The organism is Yinghuangia aomiensis, assembly GCF_039542225.1.
In the GTDB taxonomy this organism is placed as follows: domain Bacteria; phylum Actinomycetota; class Actinomycetes; order Streptomycetales; family Streptomycetaceae; genus Yinghuangia; species Yinghuangia aomiensis.
In genome coordinates this window covers 126692-149903 of the sequence record NZ_BAABHS010000003.1, presented here as the reverse complement: position 1 = coordinate 149903, position 23212 = coordinate 126692, and the positions used below count along the sequence as shown (strand labels likewise).

The window sequence follows — 23212 nt, the reverse complement described above, 5'->3', positions numbered from 1 at the left end:
CCGGTGCCCGGGTCGCGGCGGACCCGCGTCCGGCCCGGCGCGGACCGGGCCGGGTCAGCGGACGATGCCCTGCGCGCGGGCCGCGGCGAGCCACTGCGGGAACTCGCCGAGCAGGCGGTCGTACAGCTCGCCGTCGGGCACCTTGTCGAAGTCGTCGACCTGGAAGAACCCGGCGTTGTCGACCACGCGGCCGGGCATCGTGTCGAACTTCTCGAGGACCCCGTAGTCGGCGCGGCCGAGGCCGACGAACTGCCAGAACACCGGGAACCGGGCCGCTTCGGTGAGGAGGCGGCCGATCTCCTTGCTGCGGTTGATGCCGCCGTCCGAGAAGAAGATCACCAGGACCGGGTCGCCCGGCCGGGAGGTGTAGAAGTCCAGGATGTCGCGGATCACCGGCGGCTCGTTGTTGCCGCCGCGCACGTGCGCGAGCGTGTCGGGTTGGCGCTGGCTCCCGTCCGGCAGCGGCGGGACCTGCTGGCCCTTGCTGCGGATGTACACGTGGGAGTCGATCCAGCGGGCGAGTTCGGGCACCCGGAAGGACGGCAGCCGGGCGAACTCGTCGGCGAAGATCCACGCGTCGAGCGAACCGTCGGAGTCGAGCTTGGCGGCGATCGGCGCCATCCGCTCGATGAGGCGGCCGACCGTGCCGCCGCCGTACAGCGACCGCATCGAGCCGGACCGGTCGAGCACCACCGCGACGCGCGCCCGCACGCCGGTCATGCCCTTCTTCTCCAGCGTGACCCGCACGGTCTCCTTGCGCAGCGACACCAACGCGCCCATGTTCGGCGGGAGTCCGGCGGTGTCCGCGTCGTCGGCCGGGTTGGGCAGCCGCATCGTCGCGTCGTCGGCGTACGCAGGCGGCGCCCAGCGGTCCGGGGGCGGCGGCGGGGACGCGGGCAGCACGCCGGGCGGCGGGGCGGGCGTCGGGTCCTCTTCGGCGATGGAGACGCCGTAGTCGGTCGCCAGGCCCGCCAGGCCGCTGTCGTAGCCCTGGCCGATCGCCCGGAGCTTCCAGGCGCCTTGGCGGCGGTACAGCTCGCCCAGCACCATCACGGTCTCCGCGCCGTGCGCCTGCACCGGGAACGTCGCGGTGACCGTGCCGTGCGCGTCGACCAGGTCGAGGGCGAGCCCGGCGACCGCGGCGAACGTCCCGGTGTGCACGGACGCCGCCACCACGACCCGGTCGACGTCGGCGGGCAGCCCCTCGGGCCGCACCCGCAGGTACTCCGAACCGGCCTGCCCGACGTGGTGCGCCACCGCGCCGCCGGCCGCCTGCGGCTGGTTGTAGAAGACGAAGTCGTCGTCCGACCGCACCCGGCCGGCCGCGGTGACCAGCAGCGCCGAGGCATCCACGGCGGAAGCGCCGTACCCGTGCGCGCCCGCGGCCCAGCGGACGACCACCGTCAGGTCCCCGGCCGGAACGGGGACATTGGCACCGGCGATCAGCGTCGTCATGGACGACATGATGACCGGCCCGGCCCCACTCCCGCTGGCCAGGGCCCGAATTGCCGCCCGCGGCGGCCCGCAAAAGCCTTGCGGCGCCCGCCGGTCGGCCACGCCCGCGGCCGGGCGCGCCGACAACTTCCGATCATGTGACGACTCCTGACGGTCCGTGACGTGACTGGAATCACGCATGCCGATCCATCAAAAGACGAATGACTCTCCCAAGGATGTGGAAACCGACCGAACATGAACAACAACGGTCCCGCTCTCTGCGACTCCGACTCGGAGGACGCCGACGCCCTGGTGTGGCGTGAGCGTGACCGCGAGCGGGCCCGGCTGCTCCTGGAACGCGCGGGCGACATAGCCCGCCGGATGGAACGGGCCTGCCGGACCCTCACCGAAGACCCGCTGCCGCGCTGACGGCGCGCGGCCGGACCCGCAACCCGGCTCCCCCGCCTCCCGGCCTCCCGAGGCCTTCTGACGGCCCCTCAGCGCGCTACCCGCAAACGACCCGCGCATGCCGAAGGGCCGTCTCGCACCTCGTCGGTGCGAGACGGCCCTTCGGACGTCACCCTCGGAAACTCTCCGGCGTCAGCTCAGGACGAGCTTCTGGCCCGGGAAGATCAGGTCCGGATTGGAGCCGACCAAGGTGCGGTTCTTGGCGTACAGCGCCTGCCAGCCGCCCGGCACGTCGTGCTGCGCTGCGATCTTGCTGAGCGTGTCGCCCGCCTGGACCACGTAAGTACCCGCCGCGTCCGCCGCCTGCGGCGCCGCCGCCGGCTGGGCCGGCTTGGCCGACGTCTGGGACGGGGCCGAAGTCTGCGGCTTGGTCTGCGGCTTCGTCTGGGGCTTGGTCTGCGGCTTCGCCGCCGAGGTGCTCGGCTTGGTCTGCGGCTTCGACTGCGGCTTGCTCTGCGTCTGCGAGGAGCCGAGGTCCGGGCTGGCTCCGCCGCGCGACAGGCCGGCCTTCGCACCGCACACCGGCCACGCACCGGGGCCCTGGCTCTTGAGGACGTTCTCCGCGACCCGGATCTGCTCGGACTTGGACGCCTGGTGCGGCATGCCGGAGCCGCCGTTGGCCCGCCACGTGCTGACCGTGAACTGCAGGCCGCCGTAGTAACCGTTGCCCGTGTTGATGGACCAGTTGCCACCACTCTCGCACTGCGCGACCTTGTCCCACGTCGAGACGCTCGCGGCCGAGGCGGAACCGGCGGCCGCGACACCCACGAGGGGGGCGGCGACCACGGCACCGGCGACGACGGCGGTGCGGACACGGCGCTGGGTGCGCCCCATGCCGCGGTGGGTGTTGTCGCTGCGGAAAGCGGAACGGAGAGACATACATTCCTCTCGGAATTCCCGCGGGGCGATACGGCGGCGCGGACCCGAAGGCCGTGCCGCACGGGGTGCCGACCCGGTTCCGCCTTGCGGCGAGATCGTTCCGGCAATCGCTGGTTCCGCGTCCCTCCCAGGCGCGGATCCCGACCTCGACGTTCGAGTCGAGAAACCCTCGGGGTGCGATTTGCACTTGGCCGAGACCATAAGCAGGTTATCGGGGCGTTATCAACCTCCTCCGATGTTTATGCAGGTCAGCCCGCGTTTTTCCGATGCACTCGGGTGTGTCTTTCCCGGTGATTCGGAGTTTGCCGGTGGGGCGCATGGGGAACGAAACGTCCTGTTTGCCCCTCGGTGATAAGCGCAAAGGAGTGAATCGGTTACCATCTGTTCATACATTACGCACGGTAGTCACCCGATTGCCGGACAACCGGTGAGATGGAATGACCGCTCGACGGTCGTTCCGTCCGGTTTTGCCGGTCTTGTGATTGCCGCGTGACCGAGTTCACACGGCCGTTCACCTTGTCGATGATCGCGCCGCGTAATAGGGGTTCCGCGCGCCCGGCGCACGACCGCGCGCGCCGCCTCTCAACTGCAGTGATTCCGGCAAGGAAAGACGGCGATCAAGTCGGCGCAATACCCGGACGGCATTACCTGCGCCCCGCGAATACCTGTGACTCAGCCCACTTTCCCGGGGATAACCGCATCCGGCGGGCCGCCTCGGCCTCCGCGCGCGTGCCGGGCCGAACCGGACCGAACCCGCCCGCAAAAGGGGCCGGAACCGTACCCGAAACGGCCTGAACGGGGTGGTCGCGCGGTCAGCCGGCCTTCTTCTTCGCGCTCCGCGAAGCGGTGCTCTTCGCCGTGCTCTTCGCGGCGGTCTTCTTCGCGGCCGTCTTCGCGGCCGTCTTCTTGGCCGCTCCGCCGGACGCGGCCCGCTTCGCCGGAGACTTCTTCGCGCCACCCCGCGCACCCGCCGAGCCCGACCCGCCCGACGCACCGCCGCCGCGCGCCGACTTCCGGGCCGGCTTGGCGCCTTCGTCCCCGGCCTCCTCGGCGCGCTTGCCCTGCGCCTGCTCGACGCTCTGGCGCAGCGCCGCCATCAGGTCGATCACCTGCGCGCCGGTCTCGCCTTCGGCCTCCGGCGCGGGCGGTTCGACGCCCTCCAGCTTGGCGGTGACCAACTCCTCGACGGCGGCCGCGTACTCGTCGTGGAACTCGTCCAAGTCGGCGGCGCCCAGGGTGTCGATCAAGGTGTCCGCCATGTCCAATTCGGCGTCGGTCACCTGGACCCGCTCGGTGGGCGCGACACCGTCGGTGGAGTTGATCTCGTCCGGCCAGTACAGCTGGTGCAGCACCAGGACGTCGTCCTGCGCCCGCACCAGGGCCAGGGTCTCGTGCCCGCGCATCGCGAGCTTCGCGACGGCGGCCTTGCCGGAGCGGCGCAGCGCCTCGCGCATCAGCACGTACGGCTTGGCGCCCGCAGTGTCCGGCGCCAGGTAATAGGGTTTGCCGAGTTGCAGCGGGTCGACGGTGTCCTCGGTCAGGAACCCGTGCACTTCGATCGCCCGCGCCGTCGGCAGCGGCAGATCGGCCAGATCGTCGTCGGTCACCACGACGGTCCGCCCGTCGGCCGCCTCGTAGCCGCGCACGATGTCGCCCGAGGCCAGTTCCTGCCCGTCCAGCTCGCACACCTTGCGGTAACGCACCCGGCCTTGGTCCGACTGGTGCATCTGGTGGAACTTCACGGAGTGCTCGCTGCCGATCGCCGAGACCACCTTCACCGGGATGCTGACCAGCCCGAAGCTGATCGCACCCTTCCAGATCGCACGCACCGCCACCGGTCCGCTCCGTTCGTCGGCCCCCTCGCCAGGCCCCCGGGAGTAGCGTTAATTGTCTCATTTGTCCGCCTCGCCAACATTCCTGTCCGAGGCCCCGGCCGGACCGCGGGGCGCCCCCGGAGGAGGCCGCAGCGCATGCCGGAGGACGCCCCGTGCCGGTGACCATGGTCGAAGGCCGCCGCATCGCCCTGACCAACCTCGACAAGGTGCTGTTCCCGGAGACCCGCACCACCAAGGGCGAACTCGTCCACTACTACACGCGCATCGCGTCGGCGCTGCTGCCGCATCTGCGCGACCGGCCGATCTCCTTCGTGCGCTATCCGGACGGCGGAACCGGACACCAGTTCGTCACGAAACATCTCCCGCCCGGTACGCCCGCATGGGTGCATTACTCCGACACCCCGGGCAAGACCGAGACGATCCGGCAGGTCGTCGTCCAGGACCTGCCGACGCTGGTGTGGGCGGCGAACCTGGTCGCCGAGCTGCACACGCCGCAGTGGCGCGAGGACGCGTACGGCATCGCCGACCGCCTCGTCGTCGACCTGGACCCCGGCGCCCCGGCCGACATCCTGGCCTGCCGCGACGCGGCGTTCCTGGTGCGCGAGCGGCTGGCCGCGGACGGGGTGACGGCCTATGCGAAGACGTCGGGGTCGAAGGGGCTGCACCTGGTCGCGGCGCTGGAACCGGTGCCGTCGGACGAGGTGACCGCTTATACGAAGGCACTGGCGGTGGAACTCGCCCGCGCGCACCCGTCGCTGATCGTCGCCGACATGGCCAAGGCCCGGCGCCCCGGCCGGGTCTTCCTCGACTTCTCCCAGAACGCCGCCGCGAAGACCACGGCGGCTCCTTATACGGTGCGCGCCCGCCCGACCCCGACGGTGTCGACGCCGGTGGGATGGGAGGAACTGGCGAAAGCGAATGCGGTGGCGGACCTGGTCTTCACGATCGACGAGGTACCGGAGCGAATCGCCCGGATGGGGGACCTCCTGGCCCCGATGCTGAACCCGCGGCGGGGGGAGAGGCTGCCGGGGGCGGGTGGAGTGCGGCGTGGGGCCGCGCGGGGGCCGACGGACCGGGCAGGGGCGGCGGATTCACCGGGCGGGGCGGCGGGGGGTGAATCCGGGGAACCGCGGGGGGCCGATACGGGCGGCAAGGGGGCGCGGGCGGCATCGGGCCCGTCGCGTGGCGGCCCGGGCCTCGGGCGCGGTGCCGGGACACGCCGCGGTGCCGGCAGCGGGGCGGAAGCCGACGCGGCGGGCCGCGGCCCCGGCCGTGCCCGGGCGGCGGCGACGCCGGAGGCGGCTTCCGTCGTCCTGTCGCCGCCGGTCACCGTCATGCGGCCGAAGGCCGTCCCGGACCTGCCCGACGAGGGCGGCATGCCCGGTGGAGTGCAGTACTCGATCAAACTCGACGGGTTCCGGGTGGTCGCGTTCGCACTGGGGTCCGGGCGGGCCGTGCTGCAGTCGCGCACCGGGCGGGACCTCGCCGCGGACTTCCCGACCGTCGCCGCGGCCGTCGCGGCGCTCCCGGCGGGCACCGTCCTGGACGGCGAGCTGTGCGCCTGGCACGACGGGCGCCTCGCCTTCGACCAGCTCGCCCGCACCCGCGCGGCCCGCGACCGGGACCGCGTCGCCCTCACCTACGCCGCTTTCGACCTGCTCGCCGCGCCCGGCCGGGATGTCCGCGAACTCCCGCTCCGGGACCGCTGGGAGCTGCTCCACAGCACGCTCGACGGCGTCGGACCGCCGCTGGAAATCGTCATGGCCACCACCAACCGCGCCGAAGCCGTCGGATGGCAGCGTGCCCTGGCCCCGACCGGTATCGAGGGCTTGGTCGCCAAAGGCCTCAGCACCCGCTACAGCGCGCGGCGGCGCACCGCCTGGCGAACGGTCGAGAGCCCGCCGGCATGACGCGGACCCGGACCCGCCAGGGCGCGGCGCGCAGCCGCGGGGGTGGCAGGTCCGGGTCCGTACCGGGGGTGCGGTCGGGCGGTCGGTGACCCTGTGGGGGTCCGACGGTCGCCGCGACGCGCGGCCGGCAGCCGTCCGGGCGAATTACTCGACGACGCCCGACTTGGCGATGGTGATCTTGGCCTTGGGGGTGCCGCTGGAGGAGCCGAGCGACTCGATCTTCTGGACCAGGTCGAGGCCCTCGACGACCTCGCCGAAGACGACGTGCTTGCCGTCCAGCCACGGGGTCACGACCGTGGTGATGAAGAACTGCGAGCCGTTGGTGTTCTTGCCCGCGTTGGCCATGGACAGCAGGCCGACCTTGTCGTGCTTCAGCTGGAAGTTCTCGTCCTCGAACTTCTCGCCGTAGATGCTCTTGCCGCCGGTGCCGTTGCCGCGGGTGAAGTCACCGCCCTGGAGCATGAACGCCGGGATGATGCGGTGGAACGACGAGCCCTCGTAGCCGAAGCCGTGCTGGCCCGTGGCGAGTTCGCGGAAGTTGCGGGCGGTCTTGGGGACCGCCTTGTCGTACAGGTTGAAGACGATCCGGCCCGCGGGCTCGTCGTTGATGGTGATGTCGAAGAAGACGTTGCTCATAGCCCCGAACATACACAGCCCCCGCACCCGAAGCCCCCGGCCGCGCGGAAGGCGGGCGGGGGCCGGCGTGTGGTACCGGAAGCGGAGGGCGTGGGATTCGAACCCACGAGCAGAGTCACCCCTGCTAGCGGTTTTCAAGACCGCCGCCATCGGCCTCTAGGCGAGCCCTCCAGGCCCGCGCTGCGCGGGCCTCGACAGTCTCTCATGACGGGGCCTCGTGCCGACGGCGGATTTCGGCCCCTGAGGTGTGGTCGGCAGGATCGCAGGCACGAGAACCGACCGCACGGAAAACGCGACGTCGGACCGGTTGTGGTGGGGCAATCGACGGCGGGCGGCGATACCCGTGGGCGGGTTCGCCCTCGGCGGCCGACGTGCGCCGCAGACCCCGGCAAGCGGCAAGACGGGGACCCGCCCGGCCGCGGTCGGGGCGGACACGCCGACACACCACGCCCCGCCGCGGGATCGAGCCCCACAACCGTCCGGCCGGTCCCCACCGCTCGTCCCGCGCGACGGGAGCCGCCGGCGCAATCGGCCGGGACCGACCTCGAAGAGCCTCGAAGGGCTTCGAAGGACCTTGAAGCACCCCGAACGACAACTGCGGTGGGGTGGCCGGCCCCACCCGGTTCCACCGCCACCGCAGCATTGCCGCGCTCGGGGTCGACTAGTTCGTCTGGTCGCCGTCGCGCTGGCCGAGGGTCAGCTCGGTCGTGTTCTCCTTGCCGTCGCGCTGGTAGGTGATCTTGACCTTCTCGCCCGGCTTGTGGCTCCAGATCTCGCTGAAGAGTTCTTCGTAGCCGGTCACCGGGCGGTCGCCCAGCTTGGTGATGACGTCGCCGGCCTTGAGGCCCGCCTTGTCGGCGGGGCCGCCGGGGGTGACCGGGACCTGGCCCTGCACCGTGGCCTGGCGGATGCGCGCGCCGACGCCGCGGTAGTCCGGGTCGGGGATGACGCCGACCTGCGCGTAGACCGGCTTCCCGGTCTTGATCAGCGTGTCGGCGACCCACTTGGCCTGGTCGATCGGGATGGCGAAGCCGAGGCCGATGCTGCCCGCCTGCTGCTGGCCGCCGAACGGGTCCGCGCCGCTGCCGCCCGCCGAACGGATCGCCGAGTTCACGCCCACCACGCGGCCTTGCGCGTCGAGGAGCGGCCCGCCGGAGTTGCCGGGGTTGATCGACGCGTCGGTCTGCAGCGCGTTCATGTACGACGTCTGCTCTTGGTCGCCGGACGCCACCGGCCGGTTCTTGGCGCTGATGATGCCCTGCGTCACCGTGCCGTCGAGCCCGTACGGCGAACCGATCGCGAGCACCGGGTCGCCCACCGCGACGGCCGAACTGTCGCCGAGCGGCAGCGGCTTGAGGCCTTGCACGCCGTCGACCTTGACCACCGCGAGGTCGTAGCCCTCGGCCCGGCCGACGATCTTGCCGGGCACCGTCTTGCCATCCGAGAACGTGACGGTCAGCTCGCCGCCGTCGGCCGCCAGCGACACCACGTGGTTGTTGGTGAGGATGTGGCCCTGGTCGTCGAGGACGAAGCCCGCGCCGGTGCCTTCCTGGCCGCCGCGGCCGGTGCCGCCGCTCTTGGTCTTGATGGTGACCGTGCCGGGCAGCGACTTGGCCGCTATTCCGGCGACCGACTCGGGCGCGCGGTTGAGGGACGCCGGGTCGACCGGGCCGCTGGACGTATTGACGCTCGACGACGACGAGCCGTTGTCCCGGTCCGCGAGCCACGCGCCGATGCCGCCGCCCACGCCGCCCGCGAGCAGCGCCGTCACGAGCGCGGTCACCACCAGCGGGTTCGGCCGACGGCGCCGCGGCGCGGGCGGCATCACGAAGTTGGGCTGGCTGCCGTAGGGGCCGCCCGGGAAGCCGTACGGCGGCATCCCCGACCCGCCCCCGGCACCCGAACCCCCGGCTCCCGCCGCGGCCATGCCGAAGACCGCCGTCGCCGGATCGGCCGCCGGAGCACCGGGCTTGGCGAACGGGTCGTCGGCGTCGGCCGGCGGAACACTCGCGGGCGGCTCGGCCGCCGAAGCCGCGGGCACAGCAGGAACGGCAGGCGGCACCGACGGCGGCACGGCCGCCACCGGCGCGGTCGGCTCGGCCGGAGCCGCCACGGGCGGTTCCGCCGGCGGCACGGCCGGTGCCTGCCCGGTGTCCCCGGCCGCGGCGGCCCGCTCGACCTCGTCGGACCCCATGCCGACCACCGGCGGCTGCTGCGGCCGCGGCGGCGCGCTGTCGCGCTCCGCGCCGCCGTCCGCCGCCGGGAACGCCTCGGGCTCGGACGGCGCGAGGCTGCTGCCCTCCCCCTCGGCCGGCACGTTGCCGGCGCCCTCGCGATCGTCGTTGGCCACGGGTTCCTCCACTCGTCGGGCTACCTTGTGCGCTCATCGTTCCGGATGGCATGTCGGAACGCGGTTAATGCCCGCGCGACTTGGCCCACGGCATCTTTACGCCGGGGTTACGCACCCGCGGCACCGCCGGCGCACGAGGCCCGGTCAGTCGAACAGCTCCTGGATGAAGCTCTTCCGGTGCCCGTAGTGGCCGCCGTGCCGCCGGTGGCCGTAGTACCCGTGCCCCTTCTTTCCATGCCCGTAGTACGCGTGACCGCCGTGCTTGGCATGGCCGTAGTAGGCGTGCCCGCCCGCATGCGGCGCCCCGTGCGCCCCCGGCACCGGCGCGCCGTACCCGGGCGGCGGCGGAGCCTGCTGCGGGTAACCCGGCTGCGGATACCCGGCCTGCGGATACCCGGGCTGGGGATAGCCGGGCTGCGGCTGGCCCGGCTGCGGGTATCCGGGCTGCTGCGGATAGGCCTGCGCGCCCCACGACTTCTCCGCGTTGAGGATGTGCTCAAGCTCCCCGTGGTCGAGGAAGATCCCCCGGCACTGGGTGCACTGGTCGACCGAGACGCCGGCGCGCTGGAACGTCTGCATCATGCCGTGGCAGCGCGGGCAGGTGAGGGTATTCATCTCGCCAACGTACCCACGGAAACGGTTCCGCGGAGGACCCTGCCGCGATCGCGCGCGACTCCACCGCGTACTGTGCTCTTCCTCACCACACGCGGGAGCTTGGGCCAACCAGGCTGAGAGGGCGGCTGGGAGCAAGCCAGAGGGCTTCCGGTGCCGCCGACCGCTCGAACCTGACCGGGTAATGCCGGCGTAGGGAGAAGAGGAGAGCCATGTCGGCTCCAGCCGCCACCGGACCGCGCCCGCACCCGTCCGGCGACGAGGCACCGCTCGTCCTGGACACCGCGCCGCCGAAGACGCTCGGGTTCCGCGACCAGTTCTCGTTCTGGGCCAACCTCGGCGTCAGCCTCATCGGCTTCAGCGGCGCCGCCGCGTTCCTCGCCCCCGAGAGCTATCCGCAGATGTCGCTGATCGCGGCGACCGTCGCCATCACCGTGGGCACCGTGGCCGGCACCGCGATGGTCGCCGTGTCCGGGCTGCCCGGCGCCGCGACCGGGGCGCCCGCGATGGCGCTGCTGCGCGGCCTGTTCGGCACCAAGCTGTCGTACCTGCCGACCGGGATGAACATCGTCCAGTGCGTCGGATGGGGCGTCTTCGAGCTGACCGTCATCGCGATGGGCGTCGAGAAGCTCACCGACGGCCGCGGACCGCACTGGCTCTACGTGCTGCTCGCCGGCATCCTCACCACCGCGATGACGCTGCGGCCCCTGGGGATGCTGCGCATCCTGCGCCGCTACGTGACGATCGCCGTCGGCATCGCGATGCTCTACTTCACCGTCCAGCTCGTGCGCGCGGGCGTCCCCGACGTCACCGCGGGCTCCTGGGACGGCTTCCTGCCGGTCGTCGACGCGTCCGTCGCGCTCGCCGTCTCGTGGGTCCCGCTCGCGTCCGACTACACGCGCCACTCGCGCAGCACCCGCACCGCCTTCTGGGGCGCGCTCGGCGGTTACTCGACCACCGGCATCTGGTGCAGCGTCGTCGGCATCCTCGCGCTCGCCCAGACCAGGGCCGACCAGGACGTGTTCGACACCCTGCTGGGCTTCACCGCGGGCTGGCTGTTCTTCGCCGTGCTGGTGATCCGCGAGGTCGACCAGTCGTTCGCGAACGTCTACAGCACCGCGATGTCGCTGCAGAACTTCGCGCCCCGGCTCGACCGCCGGGCGATCTGCCTCGCCGTCGGCGCGCTGGTCACCGGCTGCGCGATGCTCGTCGACGACTTCTCCAAATACGAGAGCTTCCTCTACCTCATCGGCTCGGTCTTCGTGCCGCTGCTCGGCGTCACCGCCGTCGACTGGTTCCTCGGCCGCGGCCGCACCGCGTGGAACCTCGGCGACGACGCGCCCGCCCGCTGGGCGATGCTGCTGCCGTGGCTGCTGGGGTTCGCGGTGTACCAGCTCATCAACCCCGGCACGATCGGCTGGTGGGCGGACTTCTGGACGCGCGCGCAGGACGCCCTGCACGTCCACCCGCAGACCTGGACCTCGGCCACCCTCTTCGCGTTCGCCGCCTCCGCCCTCGGCACCCTGCTCCTCGTCCGCCTCGACGCCCGCCGCACCCGCTGAGCAGCAGGGCGCGGCACCTCCCGGCGCGTCGGCCGCACGTCACCTCGTGTTCGGGGCGAGGTGGCACGATGTGGGCGTGACCGCTCCCGCACCGCGCCCCGCCGTCCAGGTGGTCGCACACCGCGGCTCGTCCGAGGACGTGCCCGAACACACGCTCGCCGCCTACCGCAAGGCGATCGACGACGGCGCCGACGCGCTGGAATGCGACGTGCGGCTCACCGCGGACGGCCGACTCGTCTGTGTGCACGACCGGCGCGTCAACCGCACCTCCAACGGCCGCGGCCTGGTCTCCACGCTGGAACTCGCCGACCTCGCCGCCCTGGACTTCGGCTCCTGGAAAGCCGGCGGCATCCACGCGGAAGACCCCGAAGCCCCGGACTGGGACCGCACGTCCGTGCTCACCCTGGACCGGCTCCTGCAACTCGTCGTCGACGCCGGGCGCCCCGTGCAACTCGCCGTCGAGACCAAGCACCCCACGCGGTACGCGGGCCTCGTCGAACGCCGCCTCGTCGAACTCCTCGACCGCTTCGGCCTGGCCCGCCCCGTCGGCGACACCCCCTCTCCGGTGCGCGTGATGAGCTTTTCCCAACTGTCCCTGCGCCGCATGCGGCAACTCGCACCCCGCCTGCCCGCGGTGTTCCTGATGGAACGCGTTCCCCTCCGCTTCCGCGACGGCGCGCTGCCGAAGGACGTGCGGATCGCCGGGCCCAGCATCGAGATCGTCCGCGCCCACCCGCGCTTCGTCGCCCGGCTGCACCGCGCCGGGCACCGCGTCCACGTCTGGACCGTCGACCGGCCCGAAGACGTCGAGTTGTGCATGACGCTCGGCGTCGACGCCATCATCACGAACCGGCCCGGGGCGGTTCTCCGCCAGATCTCCGGGTAGACGATCCGGTGACCGCGCGGCTACTGCCGCGACACGAACTCGGTAACAAGTCCTCATCAGCCTTGGCCGCGGTCTCCGGCTCCGGCGCTCCGACGGGGTAGAAAGGAGCGCACACACCGCGGCTCCGCGCCGCAGGCCGGTCCGGCCGACGCGCGGGTCCGGTGCCTCGGGGGCCGTACCCGTACTCGCGGGCGGATGACGATTCTGTTTCCGATCGACGCGCACCGGGCATCCCATGCCCGACGTGTGGGTGAGAAGGAGGTCCGGGGGTGGCAATGGTCGTGGCCCGTGGGGTGCCCGATTCCGAGGCTGTACTCGTCCCGCACGCCTCTGTCGGAGTCGCCGCCGCCCGGCACCGGATGATCGCCGACCTCACCGACCGGGGCATCGCGCCGGAAGTCGTCGACGACGCCGCACTCGTCCTGTCCGAACTCCTCAGCAACGCGCTCAAGCACGCGCACGCCCTGCCGTCCGGAAGCGTGCGCGCGGCCTGGGCGGTGCGCCCGGACCACCTGCTGGGGATCGAGGTCACCGACGGCGGCGGCCCGACGCTGCCCCGCCGGTCCAGCCCGTCGCTCACCGCACGCGGCGGCCGCGGCCTGTCGATCATCGACGCGCTCTCCGCCGAATGGGGCGTCCGCGGCGGCGGCGACGAAGTGACCGTGTGGGCGCTGCTCGCCACCGGCCGCCCGGACGGGCACGCGTCCTCCGCGTGGGACGCCTTCGACTTCGACGCGGTCGAACCGCTCGACGGCTGACCGCCGCACCACCCGCCCGCACGGCCCGCCTGTACTGCGCGGCTGTACTGGTCGGCTGTACCGCATCCGCCCGGTGCCGGCCCCGGGCGCGTGCCGCGGAATGGGTTATATGCCGGGAGCGCACTACGCTCGACGGACGTTCACCGTCCTGCGGCGTCGGGCACTCGTTCGGTCCGTGCCGCCCACAATCGCGATCCGCGACCGGGAGAGATCTCAGCATGGGCAAGAAGGCCGCGCGGAACATCCGGCACAACACCAGCGCAACTGCCCCGGGTTCCCCGGGCGCCGCGGACACGGTCCCGGTGGTAGGCGGTCGCGAACCCTGTCCGTGCGGATCCGGCCGCCGTTACAAGGCCTGCCACGGGCGCGACGCGGCGGTGGCCGCGGACACGCTCGTCCAGCGGCCGTTCGAAGGCCTGCCGAACGAGTGCGACTGGGTCGCGATGCGCGAACTCGTGCCCGCCGCCACCGCGTCGCTCACCCTCGCCGGCGCCGAGGCCGCCCGCCCGGTCACGCTCGCCACGGTGCTGCCGATGGCCTGGCCGGCGCTCCGCCGCGACACCGGCGAGATCCTCATCGGCCTGCAGACGCACACCAGTTCCGGCGACGTGAGCCGCGACCTCGCGGACTCGCTGGAGCGCGCACTGGCCGCCGAGGACGGCACGCCGATCACCCCCGGCCCGCTGCCCGGCCCGGGCGCGCGCCTCCAGGACCTGCTGGACGTGTCGGCGCCGCTCGAGGTCACCGTGCACACCGGCTTCGACTTCTGGGTCGAGGACGCCGACGCCGCGACCGGCGACGTCGCCGCCTCCCTGGAGCGCGCCAACGCCGCCGCGACCCCGACCGCGCGCCTCACGTCGGTGGACGCCGCCTACTGGTGCAGCATGCGTGAGAAGAATCACCTCCGCTGGGTCATGCCGCACCCGGAGGAGCAGCTCCTCGACGCGATCGCCCGCCTGCACGCGGCCGACGCGTCGTCGCTGGGCGACGGCACGCGCTTCGTCGGGTCCTTCCGCGCGCACGGCCTGCTCGTGCCGGTGTGGGACCTCCCGGCCGGCATGACGGCCGACGACGTCGAGAAGCCGGCCGCCGAATTCGCCGTGCGCCTGGCCGAATCCCTCGCCGACACAACGGCTTTGACGCCCCGTCAGCGCAGCGCCCGGAACGGGCTGCTGAACCGCCAGATCACCCTGAACTGAGCGACACGACCGCCCGAGGGGGCCGCGCACGGCCGGATTCCGACCCTGCGCGGCTCCTCGGGCTTTACCGGCACCTGTCGGCAACACGCCGCCGCACGACGGGAAAGTGCAGCAGGTCACCGTGGGATTCCCGGGCTCGGAGCCGGGCCCACACATTGGACCCGGTCCAATGTCGCCGCGGACTTGGGTACAGGGAAATTGCCTGTTACCTTTGACCCAGCCCGGCCGCTGATGCATCCCCCGTCTTCAGCGGCCGGGCCCTTGTTTTTTCTTGTGCGGAACCCGTCCCGCTGCCGCCCCGCCGTCCGGCCGGGCTCCCACCGTCAGCCCGCGGCGCCGGCCGTGCCGCTGCGCAGCACCTTGCGGGAGCCGTCCGCGGTGGCGATCTCGGACACCGCCGACCACGCCGCCAGCGGCTGTTCGGTACGCAGGCGCGGGGTGTCGCACTGGCCGTCGCCCGACTTGGCGTCGATGTCGCAGGTCATCTGCAGGCTCCCGGCCCCGACCCCCGGACGGACCATGCCGAGCACCAGCATCAGCGGCTCCGCCGACGTGTTGCGGTAGTACACCCGGGCCCACACCTCGCTGCCCTCGCGCTCCACACACGTCTGGGCGCGCACGCCCTGCACCTCGACGGCTTTCCCGCACAGCTTGTCGGCCACCGCGACGGTGCCCGCCGGAACGACCGGCACCGACTTGGTCGCGGCCGGCGACGACGCAGGGCCGAGCAGCTGCTTGACCGCGTCGATGCCGTCCGGGCCGCCGGGGACGACACCGTTGCCGAAGTCGTGGCCGCCGCCGGACGGCTTGGGCGTCGCGGACGCGGCGGCGCGAGGGCCGTCGGCGGACGCGCCGCGGTCGTGCGCGGAGTCCGCGGAGGCGGCGGCGAGGGGGATGAGGAGGCACAGGCCGACGGTGGTGCCGAGTGCCGCTGTACGAACGCGTGCCGCACGTGCCCGCTGCATGTTGTCTCCTCGCACGTCCCTGCCGACCGGCAGAGGTGAGCCTATCGCCTTGCGGGAGGCGAAACGATCACGGGATGTCCCGGATATGCCACAGCTGTAGGGGAGTTGTGGTGATGATCGGATTGTCCCGGGCGGTTGTCCACAGGACGGGTTTTGCGGGGTGCGGAGGCGAGGGTGGATTGCCAGACTCGGGGTGTCGCGCTTGCGTGATGGCGGAGGGGGCGGGGGAGGGGCCACCGACGCGGACTCCCGACAGTGGTGGGAGGAGGGAGGGCCCTTGAAGAAGCGGCGTAGACGTCAGCCCGCCACCGGACTGACCGCCAACCACCCCCCAGGCGCCAACCCCAACACCACCCCATGACACCCCTGCGCGTAAGCCCGCAGCGACAGGTTGATCCCCGGCTCTCCCGTCGCCACCGGCGGGTCCAGCTCGGCCAAGTCGTCCACCAGCTCGGCCAGGTGCAAATGCGCCTGGCTCCACGGGAGTTCCTGCGAACCGGCGGCCCCCAGCGCACGCAGCACCGCGCGGTGTGCCCGCCCCAGGACGTCGTCGACCTCGACGTTGCCGGTCACCGGCCGCGACAGCATCTCCCGCAACACCGCCGCATCGTCGAGTACTTGCCGAATGTGCTCCGGATCCCCGGCCGGCGCGAGATCGCCGTCTCCCGGCGTGCGCCCCTCGACAACCGCCTGCAGGACCGCCGCCGCGGCCAGCGCATAAGCCGCGTTGCGCTCGAACGCCAGCCGCCGAATTCCGTTGTAGTGCGCGTAGACCAGCGACTCCATCTGCCACGCGACGGCGGTCCGCGGCTGGAACGACGCGCCCGACTCGTCCTGGCGGGCCCGCTCGTAGGCGACGCGCACTTTGCCGACTGCCAAGTCGGCGCTCTCCAAGGCGAAATCCATGTCCACGCACAAGCGGGCAAGGCTTTCCAACCCGCCGGACACAGTCGGCGGCAGCAGCGAGCCGTCCCATCCTCCCGGCTCCGCGCCACGGCCGCCGTGCCCGGCGAAGTCCCGCGTGGCACCGGATTCGTACCCGTCCGGCTGACGCATTCGCCCTCCCCGAGCCGCTTCCGATCCGGTCTCACGCTACCGCCGTCGCGCCGGTCGCGGGAGACTCATCGCGACTCCGCGGTCACGGGACGCGACATCTCGCACGCCCCGCCACGCCGGGCACGAACCCCCGGCAGGCCAACCCGTACCGTGTCCGATCAGGCCGAACGCCGCACGTGGGTGACCGAGTGGCAGGTATCGACGAGCGTACGCACGAGGTCGGACACATGCGGCAGCCACGGCGCCGACGCGCCGGAAAGATCCCCGGGCCGAGGCGCGACCGCCCACCGCAGCGGACCGCCGGGTACCCGCGACGGCGGCAGCGCGAGGAAGCCGCCGGGGCCGTGGCAGCGCAGCGTGAACGGCACCGAGCCGTACCGGTTGAGGCCGTAGCGGTCGAGCAGGTCGGCGAGTTCGTCCAGCGCATAGGGCCGGACGAGGAAGCCGTAGCGGCCCGGCGCGACGGTCACCGGCCCGGTGCGCACGCCGAGCGTGTCGAGCTGGCGCAGCGCGCGGACGCCCGCTTCGGCAGGCACGCTCAGCGCCGCCACCCGGACGCCGGTCGCCACCACCACCGGGGCGTCCGGGAAGCGGGACCACCACCACCGCACCATGCGCTCGTCCGCACTCGCGGCCATCAGCGGCGGCCGCGCGGACCCCGCGGTGTGCGGGAGGACGGGCGTGTCCGGGTCGGGGGGCGGCGGGGTGTCCGGGTGGGCGCCGGGCAGCGGGCAGTCGTCCTGTCCGCAGCCGCAGGTGCCCGCCCAGGCGGCGATGCCGATGCCGGGCACCACGGGCCAGCCCCAGCGGGCGCAGGCCGTCGCGGCGGACAGCAGTGCGGAGCGTTCCCTACGTCGCTTGCCGAGGATCTCGCGCAACATGGCGCTCGTTCCCTTCCGTGAGCCTGCCGGAAACTGCTGGTGCATTGCATGTGCACGCCGCTGTTCTGCGGGCGCCGGAGGTACATCGCCGGATGTGCCGGCCGCGCACTGCGCGCGCGCCGGTGAGGGCGGGTCGGCCACGCGGCACGGTGCCGCGGAGGTACAGCCTTCGACCGGACTCCCGCCCGCGCGCCGCACCCGGTCTGCCGGATCCCACGGGCCTGCCGCGGCCCGCGTGCGACGCCGTCGGGAGGTGTACCCGATCAGCTCTTCTCTTCTGAGATGACGAATCGTCACTCCGCAAGGTTCCCGATGACCTTGAAGCCGGTCCGGGCCTTGTCCTGCCTTTCTTTGTACCCGTTTCGGGGTATCCGGGCACGCCGCCGCGCCGCGTCGGGAGCGCGGTACGGTCGCGGCGGACCGGTTCGCACACGCTCTACGATCCCTTGCCATGGCAGTTCAGGCATCCGGAATGGCGGAGTCCGCAGCGGCGCACGGAGCCGCGGCACCGACCGCGGTGGTGATCCCGGCGCACGACGAGGAGCGCAGAATCGCCGCGACGGTGCGTGCCGCGTCGGTGATGGACGGTGTGGACCTGGTCGTGGTGGTCGACGACGGGTCGCGCGACGGCACGGTCGCGGCGGCGTCGGCGGCGGGCGCGATCGTGGTGCGGCACGGCCGCAACCGCGGCAAAGCCGCGGCGATGGAGACGGGTGCCGCGGCGGTGGCCGCGATCGACGCGAGGGAAGGCCGCGCCAAGCCGGACACCGCGCATTTGCTGCTGTTTCTGGACGCCGACCTGGAGGAGAGCGCGGCCCATGCGGCGGCGCTCATCGGGCCGGTGCGGGACGGCGAGGCGGCGATGACGATCGCGATCCTGCCGCCGCAGAAGCGTGCCGGGGGCGGACACGGGTTCGTGGTGCGCGCGTCGCGTGACGGCATCCGCCGGGCGAGCGGGTTCGTGGCGACGCAGCCGCTGTCCGGACAGCGCTGCCTGACGCGCGAGGCGTTCGATGCGGCGTTGCCGCTGGCCGCCGGGTTCGGCGTGGAGACCGGGCTGACCATCGACCTGGTCCGGCAGGGCTTCGAGGTCCGCGAGGTGGAAGTGGACCTGCACCACCGGGTGACCGGGGCCGATCTGGCCGGGCAGCTGCACCGGGCGAAGCAGTACGCGCATGTGGCGCGCGCGCTGGCGGAGCGCGGGGCGGCGGGCGCGCTGCCGGGGGCGGTGCGCGGCAAGGTCTCCCGTCCGGGTGATTCCGGTCTGTCCGGCAAGCCGGGCGTCTGAGCCGCCGTGCCCGTGCCGAATCCGCCGCATGTTTCACGTGAAACACAACCGCCCAGGTCAGGCCCCGCGTCGACGCTCCGGCCCGACGGCGCGACCGCCGCGACCGGGGCGACCGCCGTGACCGGGGTCGCCGCGCGGTTGCGGGCGCTCGGAGCGGACGGCCTACCGGGCGCGGGCAAAGCCGCGCTCGCGTTTCTGGCCGCCGGGATCGGGCTGCTGCTGGCCGCCGGGCTCCTCGGCACGTCCGCCGCCGCTCCCCCGCTGCCCGGCGGGCCGGGATGGCTGCCGCCGTACGACCTGGGCACCGGCCCGTCCGCGGGGCTGGTGACCGGGCTGCTGCTGGGCTCCGCGCTGGCGGGGGCGGTCGGGCTGGGCTTGGCGATGCTCGCGCTGCGCGGCGGGTGGGCGCCGGATCCCCGGCGGCTGACCATCGCGGGCGCGGTGGCGGCCGCGGCGGCCGTGCTGGTGCCGCCGATGGGGTCCGCGGACCATTTGGTGTACGCGGCCTACGGAAGGCTCACGGCGACCGGCGGCAACCCGTACCTCGACACCGCCGCGGATCTCGCCCGGTCGGGCGATCCGGTCGGCCGGGCCGTCGAGGCGCCGTGGCAGGACACCCCGTCGGTGTACGGCCCGGTCGCCACGGCCGAGCAGTGGCTGGCCGCGAAGATCGGCGGCACGTCGGCGCACACGACGGTGCTCGTGCTGACCCTGATCGGCGCGGCCGCGTTCGTGCTCACCGGGCTGCTGCTGCAGCGCGCGGTGCGCACCCGGGAGGCGCGGGCCCGGGTGGCGCTGCTGTGGTCGCTGAATCCGCTGCTGCTGTTCGTCGGGGTCAATGCGGGCCATATCGACGCGTTCGCGGTCGCCCTCGCGGTCGGCGCGCTTGTGGCGGTGCGCCGCTCGCCGGTGCTCGCGGGCGTGCTGGTGGGGCTCGCATGCGCCACCAAGATCACGCTCGGGCTGTTCGTGCTGGCGCTGGCGTGGGGGCTGCGGCATCGGCGGCGGGATCTGGCGGCGATGCTCGGCACCGGCCTCGCGGTCGGTGTGCTCGCCTATCTGCCGGTCTATGCGGCGGGCGGCGGCGACGCGTTCGCGCAGATGCGGGAGAACAGCAAACTGGTGTCGCTCGCCATGCCGCTGCGGCTGGCCGTGCACCCGCTGGAATCGGCGCTCGGTGCGGATACCGCCCGGAACCTGATCGGCCTCGTCGGCTACGTCACGCTCGCCTTGGTCGCCTGGCTGCTGGCCCCCGTCGTGATGCGGGCGGCCGCGCGCGGGCCGCTCCGCGACGGGGTGTCGGCCGACGCCGCGGGGGCCGCGGCGCTGCTCGCGCTGGCGTGGCTGCTGACCGCGCCCTACAGCCTGCCCTGGTACGACGTGGCCGCGTGGGCCCCGTTCGTGCTCGTCGCGGCGTCGGGCGCGGACGGGCTGCTCCTGGGCCGGACGACGGTGCTGGTGTGCGCCTACGTGCCGGGCCGTGTGGTGCCGCTGCCGCACGCCGTCGACTCGCTCGCGCACACACTGCGCGCGAGCGTCGGCCCGTACGCCGGCATCGCGCTGCTACTCGGCGCCCTGTGGCTGGGCCTGCGGGCGCGCCGGGCTCCCGTCGCCGCGTGACGCGCGGCCGGCGCGTTCCGCGGCCACCGCGGCCAGCGCCGCGGCGGGCAGCGGAAGGCCGATGAGCAGCGCCACCGAGGGGATCTGGATGCCCGAGTCGTTGGCGGCGTAGCCCACCGCGGCGGCGATCCAGCAGGCGAGGAGCACGGCGCGCAGCCACGGGATCCGCTCGTAGGCGGGCGGCAGTGCGGTGGCGCGGATCCGGTGCGGGGCGAGGATCGCGACGAGCAGCACGGCGTAGAGCACCGGGATCAGGTACGCGATCGGCCCGTGGAACGAGCTGAGGTTGTCGGCGACCTTGCGGTGCAGCACGCTGCCCGCGTCGCCGTCGATCACCTGCTGGACGAACTTGCCGAGGTGCGAGCGGCCGGCCGCGGGACGCATCCAGTCGAAGACCGCGATGATCGCCACGGTGGTGACCGCACCGGCCGCGACCAGGGCCGCCTTGCCCCACGAGATCCGGATGCCGAACAGCAGCAGGCCGAGCACCGCGAAGCCCGGCACCAGGGCGAGGACGCCGCCGAAGTCGCTGCCGAACGCGGGCCAGCCGTCCACCACGATCGCCGCCAAGGCCCCGGCCGCCAGGACCGCGAGTGCCGCGCGGCGGCGTCCCGCGCCGAGGCGGAGGCCGACCGGCCAGGCGACGGCGAGCAGCACGGCGGGGCCGAACACCGACCAGGCGACGTTGCCGAAGCCGTAGAACCGGCCCGCGACCAGCGGGGACAGCCCGAACAGCGTGTTCATCTGGAGGTTCGAGCCGGTGACCACGTCCGCGGCGAGGATGAGCGCGGTCGCCGCGGCGGCGAAGCCGGGCGGGCCGTAGGGGCTGCGCCGCCACGGCCCGGCGAAGGCCAGTGCGGTCAGCACCGCCGTCCAGCCCAGGCTGAGCAGGACGAGCGCGGCTTCCGGGCTGCCCGCCTTCTCCCAGGGGAAAAGGCCGACGAGGAAGGTCGCCCCGGGCACCGTTCCGGCGGTCACGCCCACGACCTGCAGCGCCCGGTACAGCTTCCGCCGCGAGGCGTCCGGCGCCCCCCGTTTCCGCATGCGGGCCGCCGCGGCGATTCCCGCGGCGAACAGCACGAGCGGCACGACGGTCAGCCAGGTGAAGAACTGGTAGGTCTCGCGGACGTCCCGGGCGGCCTGCGCGCCGACGTCGATCAGGTTCAGATCGCGCACGGCGGCGGCGCCGGTCGGGCCGGAGGCGCGGGCCACGACCGAGCCGACGAGTTCGGACGGCGGGTCGATGCCGAGCGGGTCGAGCAGGCTCGGCGCGAGGTCGGTGAGCTGGGCCATGCCGTCGTAGCGGGTGGACGGCGCGGTCAGGTAGCCGCCGTCGAAGCGGGTGCCCGGCCCGGTGGCGAGCAGCGTGCGCAGGTGCGGCGTGCCGGTCGTGCCGCCGTCGCCGGGACCCGCGACGACGAGTTCGGTGCGTTCGGGCAGCATGCCGGCGATGCGGCCGACCGCCTCGTCGGCGGCGCGCAGGCGCGCGTCGCGGTCGGGGGCGCCGTCGGTGAGCGCGCCGAGGTCGACGAGGGTCAGCCCGCAGCGGGCCAGTGCCGCGGCGTCGAGGGCGTCGGCGCCGGGCAGGTAGGCGGCCGGACTGCGGCCCTGGGCGTCGGCGGTGGCGAGCGCGGCGCCGGGGCCGACGGCGGTCACGCACTGGTTGCCGCGGGCCGCGGTGGCGGCGAGGGTGCCGAACTTCGGGTCGTACGAGTACGTGGTGTTGAAGTCCGCGATGCGCGGCAGGTCGGGCACCGTGACCGTGCCGTCCGGGCCGGCGGCCACGGCGGGCAGCGGGGCGCATGCGCCGTCCTGGCGGGGCGCGGACGAGCGGGCGCCGGAGCCGACGGTCAGCCATCCGTCGGCGGGACAGGTGGTCTTCTCGACGGTGCGCACGGACAGCGTCGCGGCCGAGGCGTGACCGGTGAGCCCGGCCAGGTTCGGCGTGCGCTCCGGGGTGACGTCCGACCAGCGCAGGCCGGGGATGCCGACGAACACCACGTGGTCGGCGTCCCGGTTGTCCGATGCCGCCGATGCCGCCGGAGCGGCCGAGGCGGCGTGGGCCGGGGTGCCGAGGAGCACGCCGGCCATGGCGGCGAGCAGCGCGGCCACGGCAAGGAGCGGCCTGGCGAGGCGGGTCGTCACGGCGTGCGGGCTCCTCGTACGGTCCGGTGCGGGGGGCCACCAGGCTATGCGGAGCGCGCACCCGCCGCGGGCACGCCGGGTGCCGCGGGGGTCCGGGGAGACGGGCGGGGCAGGACGCAGGAGGAGGGGCAGGAGGGGCGGGGGACGCCAGGAGAGGCGCGGGGCCGAGGCCGGGTCAGACCGGCAGCAGGGCGTCCTTGCGCCAGCGCAGGGACTTCTCGAAGCGGATGACCGCGCCCTTGCGCGGATGGTTGCGCAGCTGCACCCGGTCGCTCATCGCTTCGATGAGGAGGAGGCCGCGGCCGTTTTCGGCGCCCGGCGACGCGACGTGGTGCAGCGGGGTATTGAGCCGTTCCGGGCTGAACCCGGGTCCGGTATCGGAGACTTCGACGCGGCACCGGTTGCCGGTGATGCCGGCGCGGACCTCGAATTCGGCCTCCGGGTCGGCGCCGCAGCCGTGCTCCACGACGTTCGCGCACGCCTCGGACAGCGCGAGGCCGATCTCCGCGGCGACCCCGGGATCGACGCCCGCGGTCTCCATGGCCCCCATCAGCAATCGCCGCACCATGGGAACGCTCGCCGTCTCCCGCGGAAGGTGGACGGTCCACCGCATGTCCATGAACGGCCTCCAGTCAGTGGGGCGCTTTCAGACAAAGACTCAGCGCATATACCCGAATCACGCAGAAAGTCAACAACGAATTTTCTTCCCCTTCGGCCTCCGGTGTACC

The 23212-nt window shown here is 73.2% G+C and carries 19 protein-coding genes and 1 tRNA gene; 8 read left to right on the top strand and 12 right to left on the bottom strand.

The window, feature by feature from the left end; genetic code table 11:
- Positions 1–54: 54 nt before the first annotated feature.
- Positions 55–1455: a vWA domain-containing protein gene (locus ABEA93_RS05045; protein WP_345674045.1), complete on the bottom strand. Its 1401-nt coding sequence runs from the start codon at positions 1453–1455 to the stop codon at positions 55–57.
- Between the two features lie 234 nt (positions 1456–1689).
- Here ABEA93_RS05045 and ABEA93_RS05040 point away from each other — a divergent pair, with 234 nt between their 5' ends.
- Positions 1690–1863: a hypothetical protein gene (locus tag ABEA93_RS05040; protein ID WP_345674044.1), complete on the top strand. Its 174-nt coding sequence runs from the start codon at positions 1690–1692 to the stop codon at positions 1861–1863.
- A gap of 171 nt (positions 1864–2034) precedes the next feature.
- On the opposite strand, the gene ABEA93_RS05035 is transcribed toward ABEA93_RS05040, so the two are convergent.
- Together ABEA93_RS05035 and ku are read right to left on the bottom strand one after the other, a co-directional pair.
- The gene (locus ABEA93_RS05035) at positions 2035–2781 is read right to left on the bottom strand and encodes a transglycosylase family protein (protein WP_345674043.1); all 747 of its coding nucleotides are present in this window, start codon (positions 2779–2781) and stop codon (positions 2035–2037) included.
- 812 nt (positions 2782–3593) lie between these two features.
- Positions 3594–4616: a non-homologous end joining protein Ku gene (gene ku / locus ABEA93_RS05030; RefSeq protein WP_345674042.1), complete on the bottom strand. Its 1023-nt coding sequence runs from the start codon at positions 4614–4616 to the stop codon at positions 3594–3596.
- Positions 4617–4768: 152 nt separating this feature from the next.
- Between ku and ligD the strand changes: the two genes are divergently transcribed.
- Positions 4769–6526, top strand: coding sequence for a non-homologous end-joining DNA ligase (gene ligD / locus ABEA93_RS05025; protein ID WP_345674041.1), 1758 nt, complete (start codon positions 4769–4771; stop codon positions 6524–6526).
- 144 nt (positions 6527–6670) lie between these two features.
- Here ligD and ABEA93_RS05020 read toward each other — a convergent pair whose 3' ends face one another.
- From ABEA93_RS05020 to ABEA93_RS05005, 4 genes are all read right to left on the bottom strand, one after another.
- Complete coding sequence (locus ABEA93_RS05020) at positions 6671–7162, bottom strand: peptidylprolyl isomerase (protein ID WP_345674040.1); 492 nt, start codon at positions 7160–7162, stop codon at positions 6671–6673.
- Positions 7163–7244: 82 nt separating this feature from the next.
- Positions 7245–7333, bottom strand: a tRNA-Ser gene (locus ABEA93_RS05015).
- 490 nt (positions 7334–7823) lie between these two features.
- Positions 7824–9512, bottom strand: coding sequence for a S1C family serine protease (locus tag ABEA93_RS05010; protein ID WP_345674039.1), 1689 nt, complete (start codon positions 9510–9512; stop codon positions 7824–7826).
- A gap of 144 nt (positions 9513–9656) precedes the next feature.
- Positions 9657–10127, bottom strand: coding sequence for a TFIIB-type zinc ribbon-containing protein (locus ABEA93_RS05005; RefSeq protein ID WP_345674038.1), 471 nt, complete (start codon positions 10125–10127; stop codon positions 9657–9659).
- A gap of 209 nt (positions 10128–10336) precedes the next feature.
- Between ABEA93_RS05005 and ABEA93_RS05000 the strand changes: the two genes are divergently transcribed.
- From ABEA93_RS05000 to ABEA93_RS04985, 4 genes are all read left to right on the top strand, one after another.
- Positions 10337–11686 carry a purine-cytosine permease family protein gene (locus ABEA93_RS05000; RefSeq protein ID WP_345674037.1) on the top strand — a complete coding sequence of 450 codons (1350 nt, stop codon included), beginning with the start codon at positions 10337–10339 and terminating at the stop codon, positions 11684–11686.
- A gap of 76 nt (positions 11687–11762) precedes the next feature.
- Entirely contained in the window at positions 11763–12572 is an 810-nt protein-coding gene (locus ABEA93_RS04995) for a glycerophosphodiester phosphodiesterase (RefSeq protein WP_345674036.1), read from the top strand.
- A 275-nt stretch (positions 12573–12847) separates the two neighbouring features.
- The gene (locus tag ABEA93_RS04990; RefSeq protein WP_345674289.1) at positions 12848–13330 is read left to right on the top strand and encodes an ATP-binding protein; all 483 of its coding nucleotides are present in this window, start codon (positions 12848–12850) and stop codon (positions 13328–13330) included.
- Positions 13331–13548: 218 nt separating this feature from the next.
- Positions 13549–14529 (top strand): DUF5926 family protein, encoded by a 981-nt coding sequence (locus ABEA93_RS04985; protein WP_345674035.1) that lies wholly within the window; start codon positions 13549–13551, stop codon positions 14527–14529.
- Between the two features lie 323 nt (positions 14530–14852).
- On the opposite strand, the gene ABEA93_RS04980 is transcribed toward ABEA93_RS04985, so the two are convergent.
- The 3 genes from ABEA93_RS04980 to ABEA93_RS04970 all read right to left on the bottom strand — a co-directional run bounded on the left by ABEA93_RS04980 (position 14853) and on the right by ABEA93_RS04970 (position 17431).
- Entirely contained in the window at positions 14853–15494 is a 642-nt protein-coding gene (locus tag ABEA93_RS04980) for a hypothetical protein (protein WP_345674034.1), read from the bottom strand.
- 297 nt (positions 15495–15791) lie between these two features.
- Positions 15792–16550 (bottom strand): hypothetical protein, encoded by a 759-nt coding sequence (locus ABEA93_RS04975; RefSeq protein ID WP_345674033.1) that lies wholly within the window; start codon positions 16548–16550, stop codon positions 15792–15794.
- 158 nt (positions 16551–16708) lie between these two features.
- The gene (locus tag ABEA93_RS04970) at positions 16709–17431 is read right to left on the bottom strand and encodes a bifunctional DNA primase/polymerase (RefSeq protein ID WP_345674032.1); all 723 of its coding nucleotides are present in this window, start codon (positions 17429–17431) and stop codon (positions 16709–16711) included.
- Between the two features lie 451 nt (positions 17432–17882).
- On the opposite strand from ABEA93_RS04970, the gene ABEA93_RS04965 reads away from it, so the two are divergent.
- Together ABEA93_RS04965 and ABEA93_RS04960 are read left to right on the top strand one after the other, a co-directional pair.
- Positions 17883–18719 (top strand): glycosyltransferase, encoded by an 837-nt coding sequence (locus ABEA93_RS04965; RefSeq protein ID WP_345674031.1) that lies wholly within the window; start codon positions 17883–17885, stop codon positions 18717–18719.
- A 117-nt stretch (positions 18720–18836) separates the two neighbouring features.
- Positions 18837–20339, top strand: coding sequence for an MptA/MptB family glycosyltransferase (locus ABEA93_RS04960; protein ID WP_345674030.1), 1503 nt, complete (start codon positions 18837–18839; stop codon positions 20337–20339).
- Here ABEA93_RS04960 and ABEA93_RS04955 read toward each other — a convergent pair.
- On the bottom strand, positions 20283–22484 hold the full coding sequence (locus tag ABEA93_RS04955; protein ID WP_345674029.1) for a hypothetical protein: 2202 nt from the start codon (positions 22482–22484) through the stop codon (positions 20283–20285). The genes ABEA93_RS04960 and ABEA93_RS04955 overlap by 57 nt on opposite strands.
- A gap of 175 nt (positions 22485–22659) precedes the next feature.
- The gene (locus ABEA93_RS04950) at positions 22660–23103 is read right to left on the bottom strand and encodes an ATP-binding protein (protein ID WP_345674028.1); all 444 of its coding nucleotides are present in this window, start codon (positions 23101–23103) and stop codon (positions 22660–22662) included.
- Between the last annotated feature and the right edge of the window lie 109 nt (positions 23104–23212).

What these genes read in the sequence shown, in the direction of transcription:
- ABEA93_RS05040 (WP_345674044.1), top strand. Translation starts at nt 1,690, where the DNA reads ATGAACAACAACGGTCCCGCTCTCTGCGACTCCGACTCGGAGGACGCC.
- ABEA93_RS04965 (WP_345674031.1), top strand. Translation starts at nt 17,883, where the DNA reads ATGGCAGTTCAGGCATCCGGAATGGCGGAGTCCGCAGCGGCGCACGGA.
- ABEA93_RS04980 (WP_345674034.1), bottom strand. Translation starts at nt 15,494, where the DNA reads ATGCAGCGGGCACGTGCGGCACGCGTTCGTACAGCGGCACTCGGCACC.
- ABEA93_RS04950 (WP_345674028.1), bottom strand. Translation starts at nt 23,103, where the DNA reads ATGGACATGCGGTGGACCGTCCACCTTCCGCGGGAGACGGCGAGCGTT.
- ABEA93_RS05020 (WP_345674040.1), bottom strand. Translation starts at nt 7,162, where the DNA reads ATGAGCAACGTCTTCTTCGACATCACCATCAACGACGAGCCCGCGGGC.
- ABEA93_RS05035 (WP_345674043.1), bottom strand. Translation starts at nt 2,781, where the DNA reads ATGTCTCTCCGTTCCGCTTTCCGCAGCGACAACACCCACCGCGGCATG.
- ABEA93_RS04990 (WP_345674289.1), top strand. Translation starts at nt 12,848, where the DNA reads ATGGTCGTGGCCCGTGGGGTGCCCGATTCCGAGGCTGTACTCGTCCCG.
- ABEA93_RS05045 (WP_345674045.1), bottom strand. Translation starts at nt 1,455, where the DNA reads ATGACGACGCTGATCGCCGGTGCCAATGTCCCCGTTCCGGCCGGGGAC.
- ABEA93_RS04970 (WP_345674032.1), bottom strand. Translation starts at nt 17,431, where the DNA reads ATGTTGCGCGAGATCCTCGGCAAGCGACGTAGGGAACGCTCCGCACTG.
- ABEA93_RS05000 (WP_345674037.1), top strand. Translation starts at nt 10,337, where the DNA reads ATGTCGGCTCCAGCCGCCACCGGACCGCGCCCGCACCCGTCCGGCGAC.
- ABEA93_RS05005 (WP_345674038.1), bottom strand. Translation starts at nt 10,127, where the DNA reads ATGAATACCCTCACCTGCCCGCGCTGCCACGGCATGATGCAGACGTTC.
- ABEA93_RS04985 (WP_345674035.1), top strand. Translation starts at nt 13,549, where the DNA reads ATGGGCAAGAAGGCCGCGCGGAACATCCGGCACAACACCAGCGCAACT.
- ABEA93_RS04975 (WP_345674033.1), bottom strand. Translation starts at nt 16,550, where the DNA reads ATGCGTCAGCCGGACGGGTACGAATCCGGTGCCACGCGGGACTTCGCC.